Raw genomic sequence first — 16,246 nt, 5'->3', positions numbered from 1 at the left:
ATCGTAAGGCCAGCGCGGGTGGGAAGCGAGTACAGCGACGTGAAGGAATGCCATTAATTAGGTGCGGTTCATCACGGTTTGTCGCAAATGGGCGGGAGATCGCCGCAAGGCGGGTCACAAACTGCCCCGACTATAATCAGGGCCATCTGGATGCCCCATAGAGACCCCATGCTCGACTCCCCCGCGCTGCAAGCCCTGGACGCCCGCCGTTCGGTTCCCGCCCTGCAACTGGGCGCGCCCGGACCGGACCCTGCCACCCTGCAGCGGATGCTGACCTCAGCGGTGCGCGTGCCCGACCACGGCAAGCGGGTGCCCTACCGGTTCCTGCGAATCGCCGGCGATGCGCGCCTGCGCCTGGGTGAATTCCTGGCCCGGCGCAGCCGTGAGCGCGACCCCACCGCCTCCGACGCACAGATCGAGAAGGACCGGCTGCGCTTTTCACATGCCCCGCTGATCATCACGGTCATCGCCGCGCCTACGCCGAGCCCGAAGGTGCCTGAGCAGGAGCAGCTGATGACCGCCGGCTGCGTCTGCTTCGCGCTGCTGCAGGCCGCGCAGGCGCTGGGCTTTGGTGCGCAGTGGCTGACTGCCTGGATGGCCTTCGACCCGGACGTGCACGCCCACCTGGGCCTGGCCGCCCATGAGCGGATCGCTGGATTCATCCATATCGGTACGCCCAGGACCGCGGTGCCCGAACGCGAGCGCCCCGATCCGGCCGCGCTGCTGCAGGACTGGGTGGGCTGAGTGCACACGCCTCTCTATCTGGTGGATGCCAGCCTGTATGTGTTCCGGGCCTGGCACTCGATGCCCGATGAGTTCCAGGACCAGCAGGGCTGGCCGACCAATGCAGTGCATGGCTTTGCCCGCTTCCTGCTCGACCTGCTCGAACGCGAGCGCCCGCAGCACATTGCCATTGCCTTCGACGAGGCGCTGGACAGCTGCTTCCGTCACAGTCTCTATGCCGCCTACAAGGCCAACCGCGACCCGGCGCCGGACGCGCTGCGCCGCCAGTTCGCGCACTGCAAGGCACTGTGCAGCGCGCTCGGCCTGACCGTGCTGGCTCACCACGAGTACGAGGCCGACGATCTGATCGGCAGCGCGTTGCATGCGCGCCGCGCGGCCGGCATGCGCGGGGTGATCGTATCCGCTGACAAGGACCTGTCGCAGCTGCTGTTCGAGCATGACGAACAGTGGGATTACGCCCGCAACCAGCGCTGGGGCATGGCCGGGGTCAAGGCGCGCCACGGCGTGCATGCCCACCAGATCGCCGATTACCTGGCGCTGTGCGGCGATGCGGTCGACAACATTCCCGGGGTGACCGGCGTCGGCGCCAAATCGGCGGCGGTGCTGCTGGCCCATTTCGGCAGCCTGGACACCCTGTATGAGCGACTGGACGAAGTACCGTTCCTGCGCCTGCGCGGCGCCGCCCAGATGGCGGTGCGCCTGCGCGAGCAGCGCGAGCATGCGCTGCTGTGGCGGCAGCTGACCACCATCGCGCTGGATGCGCCGCTGGACGCGGCGCAGGCCGATTTCAGTCGCACCAGCGCCGACCCGCAGATGCTGCAGGGCCTGTGCGAGGCGCTGCGCTTTGGTCCACTGACGCGACGCCGGTTGTTCACTGCGGCCGGCGTTCCTGACATTTCCCCTCCTGCCAGCGAGTTCGCATGAGTCCCAACACGCAAGCCCCGAAGGTCGTCTACGAAGGCAAGTACCAGCGCATGGTCGTGCGCGGAACGTGGGAGTACAGCGAACGTACCCATGCCGGCGGGCTGGCCGCGATCATCATCGCCGTCACCCCCGACGACAACGTGCTTTTCGTGGAGCAGTTCCGCGTACCGCTGCAGGCCAATACGATCGAGATGCCGGCCGGGCTGGTGGGCGATATCGACGCGGGTGAATCGATTGAAGACTCCGCCGTGCGCGAGCTGGAAGAGGAAACCGGCTGGACCGCCGAGCATGCCGAAGTATTGATGATCGGACCGACTTCGTCCGGGGCCAGCAGCGAGAAGATCGCCTTCGTGCGCGCCACCGGCCTGCGCAAGGTCGGCGCGGGCGGCGGCGATGCCAGCGAGGACATCACCGTGCATGAAGTTCCCCGTGCCCGGGCGGCGGCCTGGCTGGTGGAGAAGATGGGCCAGGGCTACCAGCTGGACGCCAAGCTGTGGGCCGGCCTCTGGATGATCGAGCACCACCTGGATGGGACCGCGCGTGGCTGATTCACGCGCACGTCCGCAGGCGGCCACGCCCCTGCTTGGCGCGGGGGATCCTGCGCCGTTCACCGTGCTGCACCCGGCCGGGCGTTCGCCCTATGTGCTGATCGCCGACCACGCCGGCCAGCAGGTGCCGGAGGTGCTGGCGAACCTGGGGCTGGCGCAGGTCGAGCGCGACCGGCATATCGGCTGGGACATCGGCATTGCCGGGGTCACCCGCGAACTGGCCGGGCTGCTCGACGCGTGGGCGATCACCCAGACCTATTCGCGGCTGGTGATCGACTGCAACCGGCCGTTGGCCTCACCGACGCTGATCCCCGAGGTCAGCGACCATACCGTGGTGCCGGGCAACGCCGGGCTGTCGGCCGCGCAGCGCCAGCAGCGCATCGATGCGATCCACGCGCCCTACCACGCGCGCATCGCTGCGGAGCTGGATGCGCGCGCCGGGCAGCAGCGCCCGACGCTGCTGGTGATGATGCACAGTTTCACCCCGCGCATGAATGGTGCGGACCGGCCGTGGCATGCCGGGGTGCTGTACCACCAGGACACGCGCCTGGCGCATGCGCTGCTGCAGGCACTGCGCGATGAAGGCGACCTGGTGGTGGGCGACAACCAACCGTATTCGGTCAGCAGCACCAGCGATTACGCGGTGCCGGTGCACGGCGAAGGCCGCGGGCTGCTGCACGTGGAGCTGGAAATCCGCCAGGACCTGATCGCCGATGCCGCCGGTCAGCGGGCCTGGGCCGAACGCCTGGCACGGGTGTTCACCGCGCTGGAGATCACGGCGCGGTCGAACTGAGGCCGCCACGACCAACGGTCGTGGCCTACCGCAACCGTATCGCCGGCAGGTACCCACCGTGAGTGGGCACGGGCATCACGCGGCGAAGCCATCCGTGGCGCGCACCAGCGCGTCGATGTTCTCCGCCTCGAACGCGGAATGGCCCGACGCCGGGCTGATTTCCAGCGTGGATTTCGGCCAGGCCTTGTGCAGCTCCCACGCATTCTGCAGCGGGCACACCACGTCGTAACGGCCGTGCACGATCACGCCCGGGATGTCGGCGATACGGTGCGCATCGCGCAGCAGCTGCTCCTCGACCTCGAAGAAACCGCCGTTGACGAAGTAGTGGTTCTCGATACGCGCGAAGGCCAGCGCGAAGCGCGGGTCTTCATGGCTGTTCACGAAGTCAGCGTCCACGTGCAGGAAGCTGGTGGCGCCTTCCCACACGCTCCACGCCTTGGCTGCGGCCAGCCGGGTGGCTTCATCGTCGCTGGTCAGGCGGCGGTGGAAGGCGGAAATCAGGTCGTGGCGTTCCACCGCCGGGATCGGCGCCAGGTAATGCTCCCACGCATCCGGGAACAGGCGGTTGGCACCTTCCTGGTAGAACCATTCCAGTTCCCAGCGGCGCAGCATGAAGATGCCACGCAGCACCAGCTCGGTGACCCGCTGCGGATGGGTCTGCGCGTAGGCCAGTGCCAGCGTGGAGCCCCAGCTGCCGCCGAAGACCTGCCAGCGCTCCACCTTCAGGTGCTCGCGCAGCTTCTCGATATCGGCCACCAGGTCCCAGGTGGTGTTGTCCACCAGGTCGGCGTGCGGGGTGGAACGGCCGGCGCCGCGCTGGTCGAACAGGATGATGCGGTACTTGGCCGGATCGTGGAACTGGCGCATCTTGTCGCTGCAGCCACCACCGGGGCCGCCGTGCAGCATCACCACCGGCTTGCCCTGCGGATTGCCGCACTGCTCGAAATACAGCGTGTGGCGGTCGTCGACCTTCAGGCTGCCAACGTCGTAAGGGGTGATGGCCGGGTACAGCGTGCGCATGGGTGGAGCTCCAGTGGAATCACGGTCGCCCATTCTACCGCTGGGCAGCCGGCCACCGTCCCAGGCTTACCCGATCGCGCTGCTCAAGATCCAGCGCGGTGTCCACGTCGACGAATCCGGCGCCCTCCAGCAGCGTGCGGATCGGCGCGCCCTGGTCCCAACCGTGCTCCATCAACAGCCAGCCGCCTGGCTGCAGGTGCGCGGGCGCGCCGGCAATGATCAGGCGGATGTCGTCCAGCCCATCGTGGCCGGAGGCCAGCGCAGCAGCAGGCTCGAAGCGCAGGTCGCCCTGCGCGAGGTGGGGGTCGTCACTGGCGATGTACGGCGGATTGCTGGCAATCAGGTCGAAGCGCTCGCGGGCCAGTGGCGCATGCCAGGCCCCCTGCCGGAACGCGATGTTGGCCAGCCCGTGCCGGCGGGCGTTGCCGGCAGCAACCGTGATCGCATCGCTGCTCATGTCCGTGGCCACGATCTGCGCCAGCGGGCGTTCGCTGGCCAACGCCAGCGCGATGGCGCCACTGCCGGTACCCAGGTCGGCCACCCGCAGCGGCACGCCTTCCGGCAGGCGCTCCAGGGCCAGTTCGACCAGCCGTTCGGTTTCCGGCCGCGGAATCAACGTGGCCGGGCTGACCGTCAGGTCCAGGGTCCAGAAGCCACGGCGCCCCAGCAGATAGGCCACCGGCTCACCGGCAATGCGCCGCTGCAGCAGGGTCGCGAACGCCTCCGCCGTGGCCGGCTCGAGCATGTCGGTGGCGTGCGCGAACAGCCAGCCCCGCTCGCGCCCCAGTACATGCAGCAGCAACAGTTCGGCCTCGTGCCGACCTTCCACTCCGCGCAGCGCGCGGGCGGCGGCGGCAAGCAGCTGGCGGATCTCCTGCGGAGCGGCGGTCATGGGGGCCTGGGGGAATGGCGATGGGGGCGCAGTGTAGGCCAATGGCGGCACCCTGCAGGCGTTGAGACGGCGTGTCGCAGGACGCGCGCCGGACTGACCTGCCGTTCAGCCAGCGGGGAAGTCGCATAACCTGCGGCTATCAACCTGTCGGCAGCCGAATGAAGCCAAACTCTTTCTAAACAATGACTTACGCGTTGGTGACGGCCATCGTTCACTCCCCAATCAGGGCTCTTCGATAGACTGCATCTATCGATTAGATGAAATCAATGCATTGTCCTTATCGAAACCCAGCCGGTACTCTGTGTTGGCTGCTTCACCCATCCCCTTCACCACGAGGAATATCGATGTCGCTCATCAACACCCAGATCAAGCCGTTCGAAGCCAACGCCTACCAGAATGGCGAGTTCATCAAGGTGTCCGACAGCACCCTGAAGGGCCAGTGGTCGGTCCTGATCTTCATGCCGGCCGCCTTCACCTTCAACTGCCCGACCGAGATTGAAGACGCCGCCGATCATTACGCCGAATTCCAGAAGGCCGGTGCCGAGGTGTACATCGTCACGACCGACACCCACTTCTCGCACAAGGTCTGGCACGAAACCTCGCCGGCCGTCGGCAAGGCCCAGTTCCCGCTGGTCGGCGACCCGACCCACCAGCTGACCAACGCGTTCGGCGTGCACATTGCCGAAGAAGGCCTGGCCCTGCGCGGCACCTTCATCATCAACCCGGAAGGCGTGATCAAGACCCTGGAGATCCACTCCAACGAGATCGCCCGTGACGTCTCCGAGACGCTGCGCAAGCTGAAGGCTGCCCAGTTCACCGCCGCCAACCCGAACCAGGTGTGCCCGGCCAAGTGGAAGGAAGGCGAGAAGACCCTGACACCGTCGCTGGACCTGGTCGGCAAGATCTGATTCCGGCCCGCAACACGTAACGCTCCACTCCCATTCCCGTTTCGACGGGAGTGGGGGTGAATCCAAGCCGGTGCCGCGCGCCCGCTTCGGTTCACCCCTACGCCGCCCAGATGTACCGTAGCGGTACGTCGACGTAGTTCCTTTGCCTGAATCAAGGAGTTTTTCGATGTTGGATGCCAACCTCCAGTCCCAGCTGAAGACCTACCTGGAACGCGTCACCCGGCCGATCCAGATCACCGCGCATGCCGATGACAGCGCCAAGTCGCAGGAGATGCTGGAGCTGCTCGAAACCCTGGTCAGCCTGTCCAGCCAGATCACCCTGGACGTGCGCCGGGACGGCGCCGAGCGCACCCCTTCCTTCGCCCTGACCACGCCGGGCCAGGACATCCACCTGGCCTTCGCCGGCCTGCCGATGGGCCATGAGTTCACCTCGCTGGTGCTGGCGCTGCTGCAGGTGGGTGGGCATCCGTCCAAGGCGACCGCCGAAGTGATCGAACAGGTGCAGGGCCTGGAAGGCGAGTACCGCTTTGAAACCTACTTCTCGCTGTCCTGCCAGAACTGCCCGGACGTGGTCCAGGCGCTGAACCTGGCGGCGGTGTTGAACCCGCGCATCCAGCACGTGGCGATTGACGGCGGCCTGTTCCCGGCCGAGGTCGAAGCGCGCCAGATCATGTCCGTGCCCACCGTGTACCTCAACGGCGAAGTGTTCGACCAGGGCCGCATGAGTCTGGAGCAGATCGTGGCCAAGCTCGATACCGGCTCGGCCAAGCGCGATGCGGCAAAGATTGCGGCGAAGGCGCCGTACGACGTGCTGGTGATCGGCGGTGGCCCGGCCGGCGCCGCTGCAGCGATCTATGCCGCGCGCAAGGGCATCCGCACCGGCGTCGCTGCTGAACGTTTTGGTGGCCAGGTGCTGGACACCATGGCGATCGAGAACTTCATCTCGGTCAAGGAAACCGAAGGCCCGAAGCTGGCCACCGCGCTGGAACAGCATGTGCGCGAATACGACGTGGATATCATGAACCTGCAGCGCGCCAGCGGCCTGGTGCCGGCCGGCGAGGACGGCCTGGTCGAGGTCAAACTCGAAAACGGTGCGTCACTGAAGTCGCGTTCGGTGATCCTGTCCACTGGCGCACGCTGGCGGCAGATGAACGTGCCCGGCGAGGACCAGTACCGCAACAAGGGCGTGGCCTACTGTCCGCACTGCGACGGTCCGTTGTTCAAGGGCAAGCGCGTGGCGGTGATCGGCGGCGGCAATTCCGGCGTCGAGGCGGCGATCGATCTGGCCGGCATCGTGACGCATGTGACCCTTCTCGAGTTCGATGACAAACTCCGCGCCGATGAAGTCCTGCAGAAGAAGCTGCGAAGCCTGGGCAATGTCACCATCATCACCAGCGCGCTCACCCAGGAAGTACTGGGCGATGGCCAGAAGGTGAACGGTCTGGTCTACAGGGACCGCGTCGGTGGCGATGCCCACCGGGTCGAGCTGGAGGGCATCTTCGTGCAGATCGGGCTGTTGCCCAATACCGAGTGGCTCAAGGACACCGTGGCACTGTCTCCGCGCGGCGAAGTGGTCATTGACGACCGCGGCCAGACCAGTGTTCCGGGCGTGTTTGCCGCAGGAGATTGCACAACCGTACCTTACAAGCAGATCATCATCGCGATGGGCGCCGGCTCGACGGCCGCGCTGAGCGCTTTTGACCACCTGATCCGAACCACCGTTCCAAAGAGCAGCGGCGCCGTCGCCGAAGCTGCCTGAAACGTCCGGTTCCCCGCTTGCGGGGAACCTTTTTTTGCCTGCTGGGAAAACCACGCCATCGCCCGGTCCATTACCGTCTAGAGGTACAAGGAAATGAACCTACGTGATCTGAAATATCTGGTGGCGTTGGCTGACCATCGCCACTTTGGTCGAGCGGCGGCGTCCTGCTTCGTCAGCCAGCCCACGCTCTCGACCCAGATCCGCAAGCTCGAGGATGAGCTGGGCCTGCCGCTGGTGGAACGCTCCCCGCGCAAGGTGATGCTGACCCCGGCCGGCCTGGAAGCGGCCGCCCGCGCACGCACCATCATGGGCGAAATCGAACAACTCAAGGAGGCGGCGCGGCGCAGCCGCGACCCCGAAGCGGGCACGGTCCGGCTGGGCATTTTTCCCACGCTGGGTCCGTACCTGCTGCCGCACGTCATCCCGAACATCCGCGGACGCTTTCCCCAACTTGAGCTTCTGCTGGTCGAAGAAAAAAGCGATGAGCTGCTGAACCGGCTGCGCGACGGCCGGCTGGATGCGGCCCTGCTGGCGCTGCCACTGGACGACGACCAGCTGCACGCCGAGTTTCTGTTCGAGGAACCGTTCCTGCTGGCCGTCTCCGGCCAACATCCGCTGGCGCGACGCCTTCACCTTGATGTCCAGGAACTCTCGTCGCAGAAGCTGCTGCTGCTGGAAGACGGGCACTGCCTGCGCGACCAGGCGCTGGCGGTATGCCGTCTGTTCGGCGCCAACGAGAAGTCCGAATTCCGCGCCACCAGCCTGGAGACGCTGCGACAGATGGTCGCGGCCGACGTCGGCATCACCCTGCTGCCGACCTTGTCAGTGAAGCCGCCAGTGCCGCGCTCGGACAACATCCGCCTGCTCGATTTCGAGGGCGATGACCGCCCCAGTCGGCGCATCGCCATGGTCTGGCGGCGCAGCTCTGCCATGACCGGCTTCCTGGAGCAGCTCGCCGACCAGTTCAAGCGGCTGCCAGAGGCGCTGTTCACCCTGGACGGCGCCGATGGCGCGCCGGGCCGGCCGCGAGCGCTCCAGGCGCCGGCTCGACGGTCACGCTGAACCGGCGATGCCGGGGCGGCCCGGGACCGGGTCGCATCCGCCACCGATAGGCCGCACAATACGACAGGGCGGCGCCAGCAGGCGCCGCCTTTTGCATGGGTTTTTCCATCACCAAGGAGCTTCAGATGTCCACCGCCAGCGGCCTGCCGCCTTCCATCACCGTGTCCAGCCACGACATGGACCGCCTCGAGTCCATGCTCGACTCGCCCGCCGTTGCCAGGACGCCTGCGGCGCTGGCACTGGCCGAGGAATTGAACCGTGCGACCGTGGTGGCGCCGGAACAGATGCCGGAAGGCGTGGTCATGATGCATTCGCGGGTGGAATGCGAAGATGAACTGCACGGTGACAGGCACGAGCTGACGCTGGTCTACCCGCGCGAAGCCGATGTCGACCAGGGCAAGGTCTCCATCCTCGCACCGGTGGGCACCGCGCTGCTTGGCCTGGCCGTTGGCCAGTCGATGGACTGGGATGCACCTGGCGGCCGCAAACTGCGCCTGCGGGTGAAGGCCGTCCACACCCCCAGAATTTGATCGTCCCTGCCACGCACCCCGCAGGGCCCAGGTAACGTTCCAGGAGCCGCAATGAGCACCGCAACCCCGTCCAAACTCTCGCAGCTGCGCGATCTGTCCGTGGTCGTGGCCGATACCGGCGATTACGAGGCAATCAAGCGCCTGAAGCCGGTCGACTGCACGACCAATCCCACGCTGGTGAAAAAAGCGCTTGACCTGCCGGTCTATGCCGAGCTGATCGAGCGCGAACTGGCCTGGGGCCGCACGCAGGCGGGCGATCGCGAAACCGTCGTGAACGCCGTGGCCGATCGTCTCACCGTCGGAGTGGGCACGCTGCTGAGCACGCTGGTACCCGGCCGCGTTTCCACTGAAGTCGACGCCGACCTGGCCCACGACACCGCGGCCACGGTAACCAAGGCACGCCAGTTCATCGCCATGTACGAAGCGGCCGGCGTGCCGCGCAGCAAGGTGCTGATCAAGATCGCGGCTACCTGGGAAGGCGTGGACGCCGCACGCCAGCTCCAGGCTGAAGGCATCGACTGCAACCTGACACTGATCTTCAACCCGACCCAGGCCCTGGCCTGCAGCGAGGCCGGCGCGTTCCTGATCTCCCCGTTCGTCGGCCGGATCCTGGACTGGTACGTGGCCAACGGCCAGGCCCCGGCCAACATCGACGCCGACCCGGGCGTGGTGTTCGTGCGCGGCGTATATGCCGAGTTCAAGCGCCGCGGTTCGCCGACCGTGGTGATGGGCGCCTCGTTCCGCTCCACCGCGCAGATCGAAGCGCTGGCCGGCTGCGACCGCCTGACCATCTCGCCGGACCTGCTGGAAAAGCTGGACGCCGACCACGGCGAGCTGCCGCGCAGGCTGGTGGCTGGCGCCGCCGAAGCGGTCAACGTCACCCCGATCGACGCAGCGAAATTCGCCACCGACCTGGCCGCCGACCCGATGGCCACCGAGAAGCTGGCCGCCGGCATCGACGCGTTCGCCAAGGACCTGGAAGCGCTGCGCCAGACGATTCGCGAACGGCTGTAAGCAGTTCCTGCGTTCTCGAACGCAATACGGGACGGATGCAGCGATTGCATCTGTCCCGTTTTTGTTTGGATATCCGCGAACGGCGGGCGTTTCGATTGATCCGAGCAGGGCGGCCGTCGGCCAGCCCCGCTCCGGGACACGCCGTAAACCCATCCTTGGGGGCTTGGCAAAAACATCCATGTTTTTGACAGTCCCTACGGGGGCTGCCCGCCGGCCGCCCCAGATGGTGAGTCGCGGGCGGATGCAAAAGGCAGCCACGCAGGGCGTGGCTCTACGGTCTCGCACAAGGAATCAATACGCACGGAACGCCACCGCGTCCGGCAACGCATGAAAATGATCGGCGCCGTTCTTGATCTTCCCGTGGCCACCTACGCACCGTCGAGGGTCGGCGGGGGCGGGTTTGCGGGACCGTAGAGCGCCATGGATGGCGCGAACGAGCCTACACGGACGTACTTGCGGCGTGTCCCGCAAACCCGCACCCGCCGGCCCAGCTCAGGCCATGCGCGGGCCCAGCGGCTGTTCGCCAAAACGCATGAAGCTGCCGGGCAAACGCCCGGCAGCCCCAGCATCAAACGCAATCGCAGGCTGTTAAACCCCAACCCCGATCGGGCAACTCACCCCGGTCCCACCAATCCCGCAATAACCGTTCGGGTTCTTGGCCAGATACTGCTGGTGGTAATCCTCAGCGTAGTAATACGCCGGCGCCGGGAACTCGATCTCGGTAGTGATGGCCCCCAACCCAGCCTCGGTCAACCGCTGCTGATAGGCATCACGGCTGGCAAGCACAGCATCGAACTGGGCCTGGGACGTAGCGTGGACCGCCGAACGGTACTGGGTGCCGGTATCGTTGCCCTGGCGCATGCCCTGGGTCGGGTCGTGGTTCTCCCAGAACACCTGCAGCAGCTCGCCCAGGCCGATGATGGACGGGTCGAACACCACCTCCACGATCTCGGTGTGCCCGGTCAGGCCTGAACAGACCTCTTCATAGGTCGGGTTCGGGGTCACCCCGCCCGCATAGCCCACCGAGGTCGAATACACCCCCGGCAGCGTCCAGAACTTGCGCTCGGCGCCCCAGAAGCAGCCCATCGCGAAGCGGATCCGCTCCAGTCCGGCAAAGCCGTCCTTCAGCGGGTGGCTGTTCACGTAGTGCCGGTTGTGCAGCGGCAGCGGGTGTTCGCGGCCGGGCAACGCTTCATCCGGGCGCGGCAGGCGCTGCTTGAACGCCCCGATCCCCAACAGGCCCTTGGCAATTCCCAACATGGCGCTCTCCTAGGCCGGCAACGGGCCGGCGCTTTCGTCACCGTCCCATATGGGGTCGTCCTGCGGCCCGCCCAAGTCCAGGCCGGCCACGATCTGCTCGGCCTCGGGCCTGGCCAGGTCCGGCACGCACACCCGCAGCACCCCGAACAGCGGCAGCTCGCCCATTCCGCCCAACAGCGACTCGCCGAACACAAAAGCCGGAATCCGCGCTGCCTCCAGCGCGTGCTTGACCAGATGGGCGTCGAACAGGTTGTCGGCCTGGTAGATCACGTGCATGGGCGCACTCCGGTGGATTCTGGGGGCAGCATACGCTGGTGCTCCAATGAGTGCCGACCAACGGTCGGCACCTACCGTCTGACGCGCCCCGGGGGGATGAGTGCCGACCAACGGTCGGCACCTACCGTCTAACGCGCCCCGGGGGGACGCGTTAGACTGACGTTCTTTCTGCCTTCTGCCTGCGCATCATGTCCGAGCCTACTGCCGCCCCCACCGACGCCCTTCCGGAAACCCACGAAAAGCGGGATTTCATCCGTCAGATCGTCCGCGAGGACCTGGCCGCCGGCAAGCATGCCGCAATCAAGACGCGCTTCCCGCCCGAGCCGAACGGCTACCTGCACATCGGCCATGCGAAGTCGATCTGCCTGAACTTCGGCATCGCCGGTGAGTTCGCCGGCGTCTGCAACCTGCGCTTCGACGATACCAACCCGGCCAAGGAAGACCCCGAGTACGTGGCCGCCATCCAGGATGACGTGCGCTGGCTGGGCTTCACCTGGAACGAACTGCGGCATGCCTCCGATTACTTCGACGCCTACTACCTGGCCGCCGAAAAGCTGATCCGCGATGGCAAGGCCTATGTCTGTGACCTGTCGGCCGAGGAAGTGCGCGCCTACCGCGGCACCCTCACCGAACCTGGCCGCCCTTCGCCCTGGCGCAACCGCAGCGTCGACGAGAACCTGGACCTGTTCCGCCGCATGCGCGCCGGTGAGTTCCCGGACGGCGCGCGCACCCTGCGCGCCAAGATCGACATGGCCAGCGGCAACATCAACCTGCGCGATCCGGCCCTGTACCGCATCAAGCACGTCGAACACCAGAACACCGGCAATACCTGGCCGATCTACCCGATGTACGACTTCGCCCATGCCCTGGGCGACTCCATCGAAGGCATCACGCACTCGCTGTGCACGCTGGAGTTCGAAGACCACCGCCCCCTGTACGACTGGTGCGTGGACAATGTCGACTTCGCCCATGACGATGCACTGACCGCGCCGCTGGTCGAGCGTGGCCTGCCGCGCGAAGCCGCCAAGCCACGCCAGATCGAATTCTCGCGTTTGAACATCAACTACACCGTGATGAGCAAGCGCAAGCTGATGGCGCTGGTCACCGAACAGCTGGTCGACGGCTGGGAAGACCCGCGCATGCCGACCCTGCAGGGCCTGCGTCGTCGCGGCTACACCCCGGCGGCGATGCGCCTGTTCGCCGAACGCGTGGGCATCAGCAAGCAGAACTCGATGATCGATTTCAGCGTGCTCGAAGGCGCACTGCGCGAAGACCTCGACAGTGCCGCCGCGCGCCGCATGGCCGTGGTCGACCCGGTCAAGCTGGTGCTGACCAACCTGCCCGAGGGCCATGCCGAAACGCTGACCTTCTCCAACCACCCCAAGGACGACGCCTTCGGAACCCGCGAGGTGCCGTTCGCCCGCGAACTGTGGATCGAGCGCGACGACTTCGCCGAGGTGCCGCCCAAGGGCTGGAAGCGCCTGGTGCCCGGTGGCGAAGTGCGCCTGCGCGGTGCCGGCATCATCCGCTGCGATGAAGTGATCAAGGATGCCGACGGCACCATCACCGAACTGCGCGGCTGGCTGGATCCCGAATCGCGTCCCGGCATGGAAGGCGCCAACCGCAAGGTCAAGGGCACCATCCACTGGGTCAGCGCCGTGCATGCCGTGCCGGCCGAAATCCGCCTGTACGACCGCCTGTTCTCGGTGCCCAACCCGGACGATGAGTCCGAAGGCAAGACCTACCGCGATTACCTCAACCCCGAATCGCGCCGCACCGTCACCGGCTACGTCGAACCGGCCGCGGCCACCGCCGCGCCAGAACAGTCGTTCCAGTTCGAGCGCACCGGTTATTTCGTCGCCGACCGCCGCGACCACACCGCCGCCGCCCCCGTGTTCAACCGCAGCGTCACCCTGCGCGACACCTGGTCGGCGTAAGCCCCACCGCATTCGAAAGGCCTGTCCCATGCTGTACGCGCAAGTCCACCTCACCCTGCCCGCCTGGATCCACGACCAGATCGACCTGGCCCGTGCATACCCCGGCGATGCCGCCAAGGTCGCCCTGGCGATCGAACTGTCGCGGCTGAACGTGGAGGCGGAAACCGGCGGCCCGTTCGGCGCGGTGGTGTTCGGACCGGACGACCGCGTCATCGCGGCCGGCGTCAACCGCGTGGTGCCGCACAGCACCTCGCTGGCGCATGCCGAGAACATGGCCTACATGCTGGCCCAGCAGCGTCTGCAGAGCCCCCGCCTGAACGACGTTTTGTCCCCGATCACCCTGGCCACCTCCTCGCAGCCGTGCTGCCAGTGCTACGGCGCCACCATCTGGGCCGGCATCGACCGGCTGCTGATCGGCGCCAGCGCGCAGGATGTGGAAGAACTGACCCCGTTCGATGAAGGTCCGCTGCCGGCCGACTGGATCGGCGAACTCAACAAGCGCGGCATCGAGGTCGTGCGCGGCATCGAACGCGATGCAGCGCGCGCCGTGCTGCGCCAGTACGGGGAGATCAACGGTGCGCATTACTGATTGCCACGCCATGGGCGTGCGTCGATGAGTGGCCTGCTGTGCCTGTGCCGGCAGGGCTTCGAGCCCGAACTGGCCGGTGAGCTGGCCGAGCGTGCCGCCTACGCCAACATTGCCGGTTATGCCCGCACCCAGCGCAACGATGGCTATGTAGTGTTCGCCACCGACGAAGGCGCCGCGCTGTCCAAGGCGCTGCCCTGGCGTTCGCTGATCTTCGCCCGCCAGAAGCTGGTGGTGATGGCCGAACTGCGCGAGCTGGACCCGACCGACCGGATCACCCCGATCCTGGCCGCGTTGGAAGGCCAGCAGCGCTTCGGCGACATGTGGGTGGAGCATCCCGATTCGGATGAAGGCAAACCGCTGGCGGGCCTGGCCCGCGCCTTCGGCAATGCGCTGCGTCCGGCGCTGCGCAAGGCCGGCCTGCTCACCGACAAGCCCAACACCAGCCTGCCGCGCGTACACATCGTGTTCGTCGACGGTCGCCATGCGTTCGTCTGCGTGGCCGATACCCGCGACAGCGCCCCGTGGGCGCTGGGCATTCCACGGCTGAAGCTGCTGCCGGACGCACCGTCACGCTCGGCCCTGAAGCTGGACGAGGCCCTGCTCACGCTGATGAGCCCGGAAGAACGCGAGCAGCTGGTCAAGCCCGGCATGCGCTCGGCAGACCTGGGCGCCGCACCCGGCGGCTGGACGTGGGTGCTCACCCGCCAGCACATGCATGTGATCAGCGTGGATAACGGTCCGCTGCGTGAGCACGTACTGGAAACCGGTCTGGTCGAACACCTGCGCGCCGATGGCTTCCACTGGCAGCCCGAAGCTCCACTGGACTGGATGGTCTGCGACATGGTCGAGCAACCGCGCCGTGTGGCCGAACGCATGGCCACCTGGTTCCGCGAGGGCTGGTGCCGGCACGCGATCTTCAACCTCAAGCTGCCGATGAAGAAGCGCTGGGACGAAACCCGGCTGTGCCTGGAGCTGTTCGAAGCGCAGGCCGGGCGACCGCTCACCGTGCGTGCCAAGCAGCTCTACCACGACCGTGAGGAAATCACGGTGCTGGCCTGGACCGGGCGCTGAACAACGCCCGGCAGGCCTGACTGTCCCCAGCGAACGTCTCAGCCCCTGGCGGGCCCCCGGAAGTGCTGCAGGCTGCGGGTCAGTTCCAGCGCCTTGTTCAACTGGCTGAGGCGGTCATTGTTCCAGCTGTCATGTTTTCCGGAAGCCAACCGCGCGGGACCGCGCTGACTCTCAAGGTCGCGCTGCAGGGATTTGAGGCTGTTCAGCAGGAGCTTGGCCTGGACCTCGGTGGGCGCGGCGGCGCCCTTGGAGCGGGCAAACCTGTCCAGGTTCACCTGCGCGCGAAGGCCATCCTCGCCCCGGCAGCCGATGCCGTACTGGTGGCACCGGTTGTTGATGTGAGTGATCAGCCCATTGAAATCCTCCGCGGCCGCCTCGGGATGGGCAACGATCGCGCGCACGGTCTTTTCAGCGTTGAACGACGCCGGCCGGAAAAGCTGGTTGAGAACCTTGGCAATGCTCATGATTCTTCCTCGGGAAAGGGGGCGATGCGGCCGCACCCGTTACGGTGGGACGCCTCCAGACCCGTTCAGTCTGAGGAAACTCAGGGGACATCCACTTTCAAGAATCAATCATCCCAGGCCGGTTGCGGCAACCCGCTGGCCAGCCTCAGACGTGACCGCGCGAATTGAGCTCGAGGCATTTTTTTACGGGCTGGCCCTGTTTCATGGACATCAACAGTTCCAGCGCTTCCTTGCAACTTATGGGCCCGTCACGCTGCAGCTCAGCGGGCGCCGTGGTAGTCCTGGGGGCACTGACAGGCGCAGTGCGCGTGACCATAGGAAGATCACCCAGCGGCTTGGACGCCATGTCACCGTTGCGCATGCTGATGAGCTGCAGTCCGATCCCGTCGGAGCCACCACGCGGAGCGCACTCGGGAGCGCGCGCCGACGAAGGCGGCTGGGGACGATCAAGGGGC

Annotated in this window: 17 protein-coding genes; 12 read left to right on the top strand and 5 right to left on the bottom strand. The window is 66.5% G+C overall.

Going from position 1 to position 16,246, the window contains the following annotated elements:
- The first annotated feature begins 168 nt into the window (after positions 1-168).
- From ACTJI4_RS06210 to ACTJI4_RS06195, 4 genes are read left to right on the top strand one after another with little or no spacing between them, the layout of a single operon-like run.
- The gene (locus ACTJI4_RS06210; RefSeq protein WP_440868828.1) at positions 169-744 is read left to right on the top strand and encodes a nitroreductase family protein; all 576 of its coding nucleotides are present in this window, start codon (positions 169-171) and stop codon (positions 742-744) included.
- Complete coding sequence (locus ACTJI4_RS06205; RefSeq protein WP_392918991.1) at positions 745-1,668, top strand: 5'-3' exonuclease; 924 nt, start codon at positions 745-747, stop codon at positions 1,666-1,668.
- On the top strand, positions 1,665-2,216 hold the full coding sequence (locus ACTJI4_RS06200) for an NUDIX hydrolase (RefSeq protein WP_392918994.1): 552 nt from the start codon (positions 1,665-1,667) through the stop codon (positions 2,214-2,216). Before ACTJI4_RS06205 ends, ACTJI4_RS06200 begins: the two co-directional genes overlap by 4 nt.
- Positions 2,197-3,009: an N-formylglutamate amidohydrolase gene (locus ACTJI4_RS06195; RefSeq protein ID WP_392918997.1), complete on the top strand. Its 813-nt coding sequence runs from the start codon at positions 2,197-2,199 to the stop codon at positions 3,007-3,009. Before ACTJI4_RS06200 ends, ACTJI4_RS06195 begins: the two co-directional genes overlap by 20 nt.
- Before the next feature lie 75 nt (positions 3,010-3,084).
- Here ACTJI4_RS06195 and pip read toward each other — a convergent pair whose 3' ends face one another.
- Positions 3,085-4,029 (bottom strand): prolyl aminopeptidase, encoded by a 945-nt coding sequence (gene pip / locus ACTJI4_RS06190; protein ID WP_392919000.1) that lies wholly within the window; start codon positions 4,027-4,029, stop codon positions 3,085-3,087.
- A 34-nt stretch (positions 4,030-4,063) separates the two neighbouring features.
- Complete coding sequence (gene prmC / locus ACTJI4_RS06185; protein WP_440868827.1) at positions 4,064-4,921, bottom strand: peptide chain release factor N(5)-glutamine methyltransferase; 858 nt, start codon at positions 4,919-4,921, stop codon at positions 4,064-4,066.
- A 344-nt stretch (positions 4,922-5,265) separates the two neighbouring features.
- On the opposite strand from prmC, the gene ahpC reads away from it, so the two are divergent.
- From ahpC to ACTJI4_RS06160, 5 genes are all read left to right on the top strand, one after another.
- The gene (gene ahpC, locus ACTJI4_RS06180) at positions 5,266-5,829 is read left to right on the top strand and encodes an alkyl hydroperoxide reductase subunit C (protein WP_068849365.1); all 564 of its coding nucleotides are present in this window, start codon (positions 5,266-5,268) and stop codon (positions 5,827-5,829) included.
- Positions 5,830-5,995: 166 nt separating this feature from the next.
- Positions 5,996-7,588 (top strand): alkyl hydroperoxide reductase subunit F, encoded by a 1,593-nt coding sequence (gene ahpF / locus ACTJI4_RS06175; protein ID WP_440868826.1) that lies wholly within the window; start codon positions 5,996-5,998, stop codon positions 7,586-7,588.
- Between the two features lie 93 nt (positions 7,589-7,681).
- Positions 7,682-8,650 carry a DNA-binding transcriptional regulator OxyR gene (oxyR, locus tag ACTJI4_RS06170; RefSeq protein ID WP_392919009.1) on the top strand — a complete coding sequence of 323 codons (969 nt, stop codon included), beginning with the start codon at positions 7,682-7,684 and terminating at the stop codon, positions 8,648-8,650.
- A gap of 125 nt (positions 8,651-8,775) precedes the next feature.
- Positions 8,776-9,180 (top strand): nucleoside diphosphate kinase regulator, encoded by a 405-nt coding sequence (gene rnk, locus ACTJI4_RS06165; RefSeq protein ID WP_440868825.1) that lies wholly within the window; start codon positions 8,776-8,778, stop codon positions 9,178-9,180.
- 51 nt (positions 9,181-9,231) lie between these two features.
- The gene (locus ACTJI4_RS06160; protein ID WP_440868824.1) at positions 9,232-10,194 is read left to right on the top strand and encodes a transaldolase; all 963 of its coding nucleotides are present in this window, start codon (positions 9,232-9,234) and stop codon (positions 10,192-10,194) included.
- A gap of 588 nt (positions 10,195-10,782) precedes the next feature.
- Here the strand turns inward: ACTJI4_RS06160 and msrA are convergent.
- Both msrA and ACTJI4_RS06150 read right to left on the bottom strand, forming a co-directional pair.
- Complete coding sequence (gene msrA, locus ACTJI4_RS06155) at positions 10,783-11,433, bottom strand: peptide-methionine (S)-S-oxide reductase MsrA (RefSeq protein WP_392919924.1); 651 nt, start codon at positions 11,431-11,433, stop codon at positions 10,783-10,785.
- 30 nt (positions 11,434-11,463) lie between these two features.
- Positions 11,464-11,730, bottom strand: a complete 267-nt coding sequence (locus tag ACTJI4_RS06150; RefSeq protein WP_392919018.1) for a putative signal transducing protein — start codon at positions 11,728-11,730, stop codon at positions 11,464-11,466.
- Positions 11,731-11,918: 188 nt separating this feature from the next.
- Here ACTJI4_RS06150 and ACTJI4_RS06145 point away from each other — a divergent pair, with 188 nt between their 5' ends.
- Genes ACTJI4_RS06145 through rlmM form a run of 3 tightly spaced genes read left to right on the top strand, consistent with a single transcriptional unit; the run spans position 11,919 to position 15,327 of the window.
- On the top strand, positions 11,919-13,667 hold the full coding sequence (locus tag ACTJI4_RS06145; RefSeq protein WP_440868823.1) for a glutamine--tRNA ligase/YqeY domain fusion protein: 1,749 nt from the start codon (positions 11,919-11,921) through the stop codon (positions 13,665-13,667).
- Between the two features lie 28 nt (positions 13,668-13,695).
- A complete protein-coding gene (locus ACTJI4_RS06140; protein WP_282248246.1) occupies positions 13,696-14,256 on the top strand; it encodes a nucleoside deaminase in 561 nt (186 codons plus the stop codon).
- Between the two features lie 24 nt (positions 14,257-14,280).
- Complete coding sequence (rlmM, locus tag ACTJI4_RS06135) at positions 14,281-15,327, top strand: 23S rRNA (cytidine(2498)-2'-O)-methyltransferase RlmM (RefSeq protein ID WP_440868822.1); 1,047 nt, start codon at positions 14,281-14,283, stop codon at positions 15,325-15,327.
- A 38-nt stretch (positions 15,328-15,365) separates the two neighbouring features.
- Here the strand turns inward: rlmM and ACTJI4_RS06130 are convergent, their stop codons facing one another.
- Positions 15,366-15,791, bottom strand: a complete 426-nt coding sequence (locus tag ACTJI4_RS06130) for a hypothetical protein (protein ID WP_440868821.1) — start codon at positions 15,789-15,791, stop codon at positions 15,366-15,368.
- Positions 15,792-16,246: the final 455 nt, after the last annotated feature.

Origin of the sequence: Stenotrophomonas sp. 22385, from assembly GCF_052045085.1 — a bacterium.
GTDB lineage: Bacteria > Pseudomonadota > Gammaproteobacteria > Xanthomonadales > Xanthomonadaceae > Stenotrophomonas.
The sequence above is the reverse complement of the archived record's forward strand: the minus strand, read 5'-3'. Positions and strand labels throughout refer to the sequence as shown.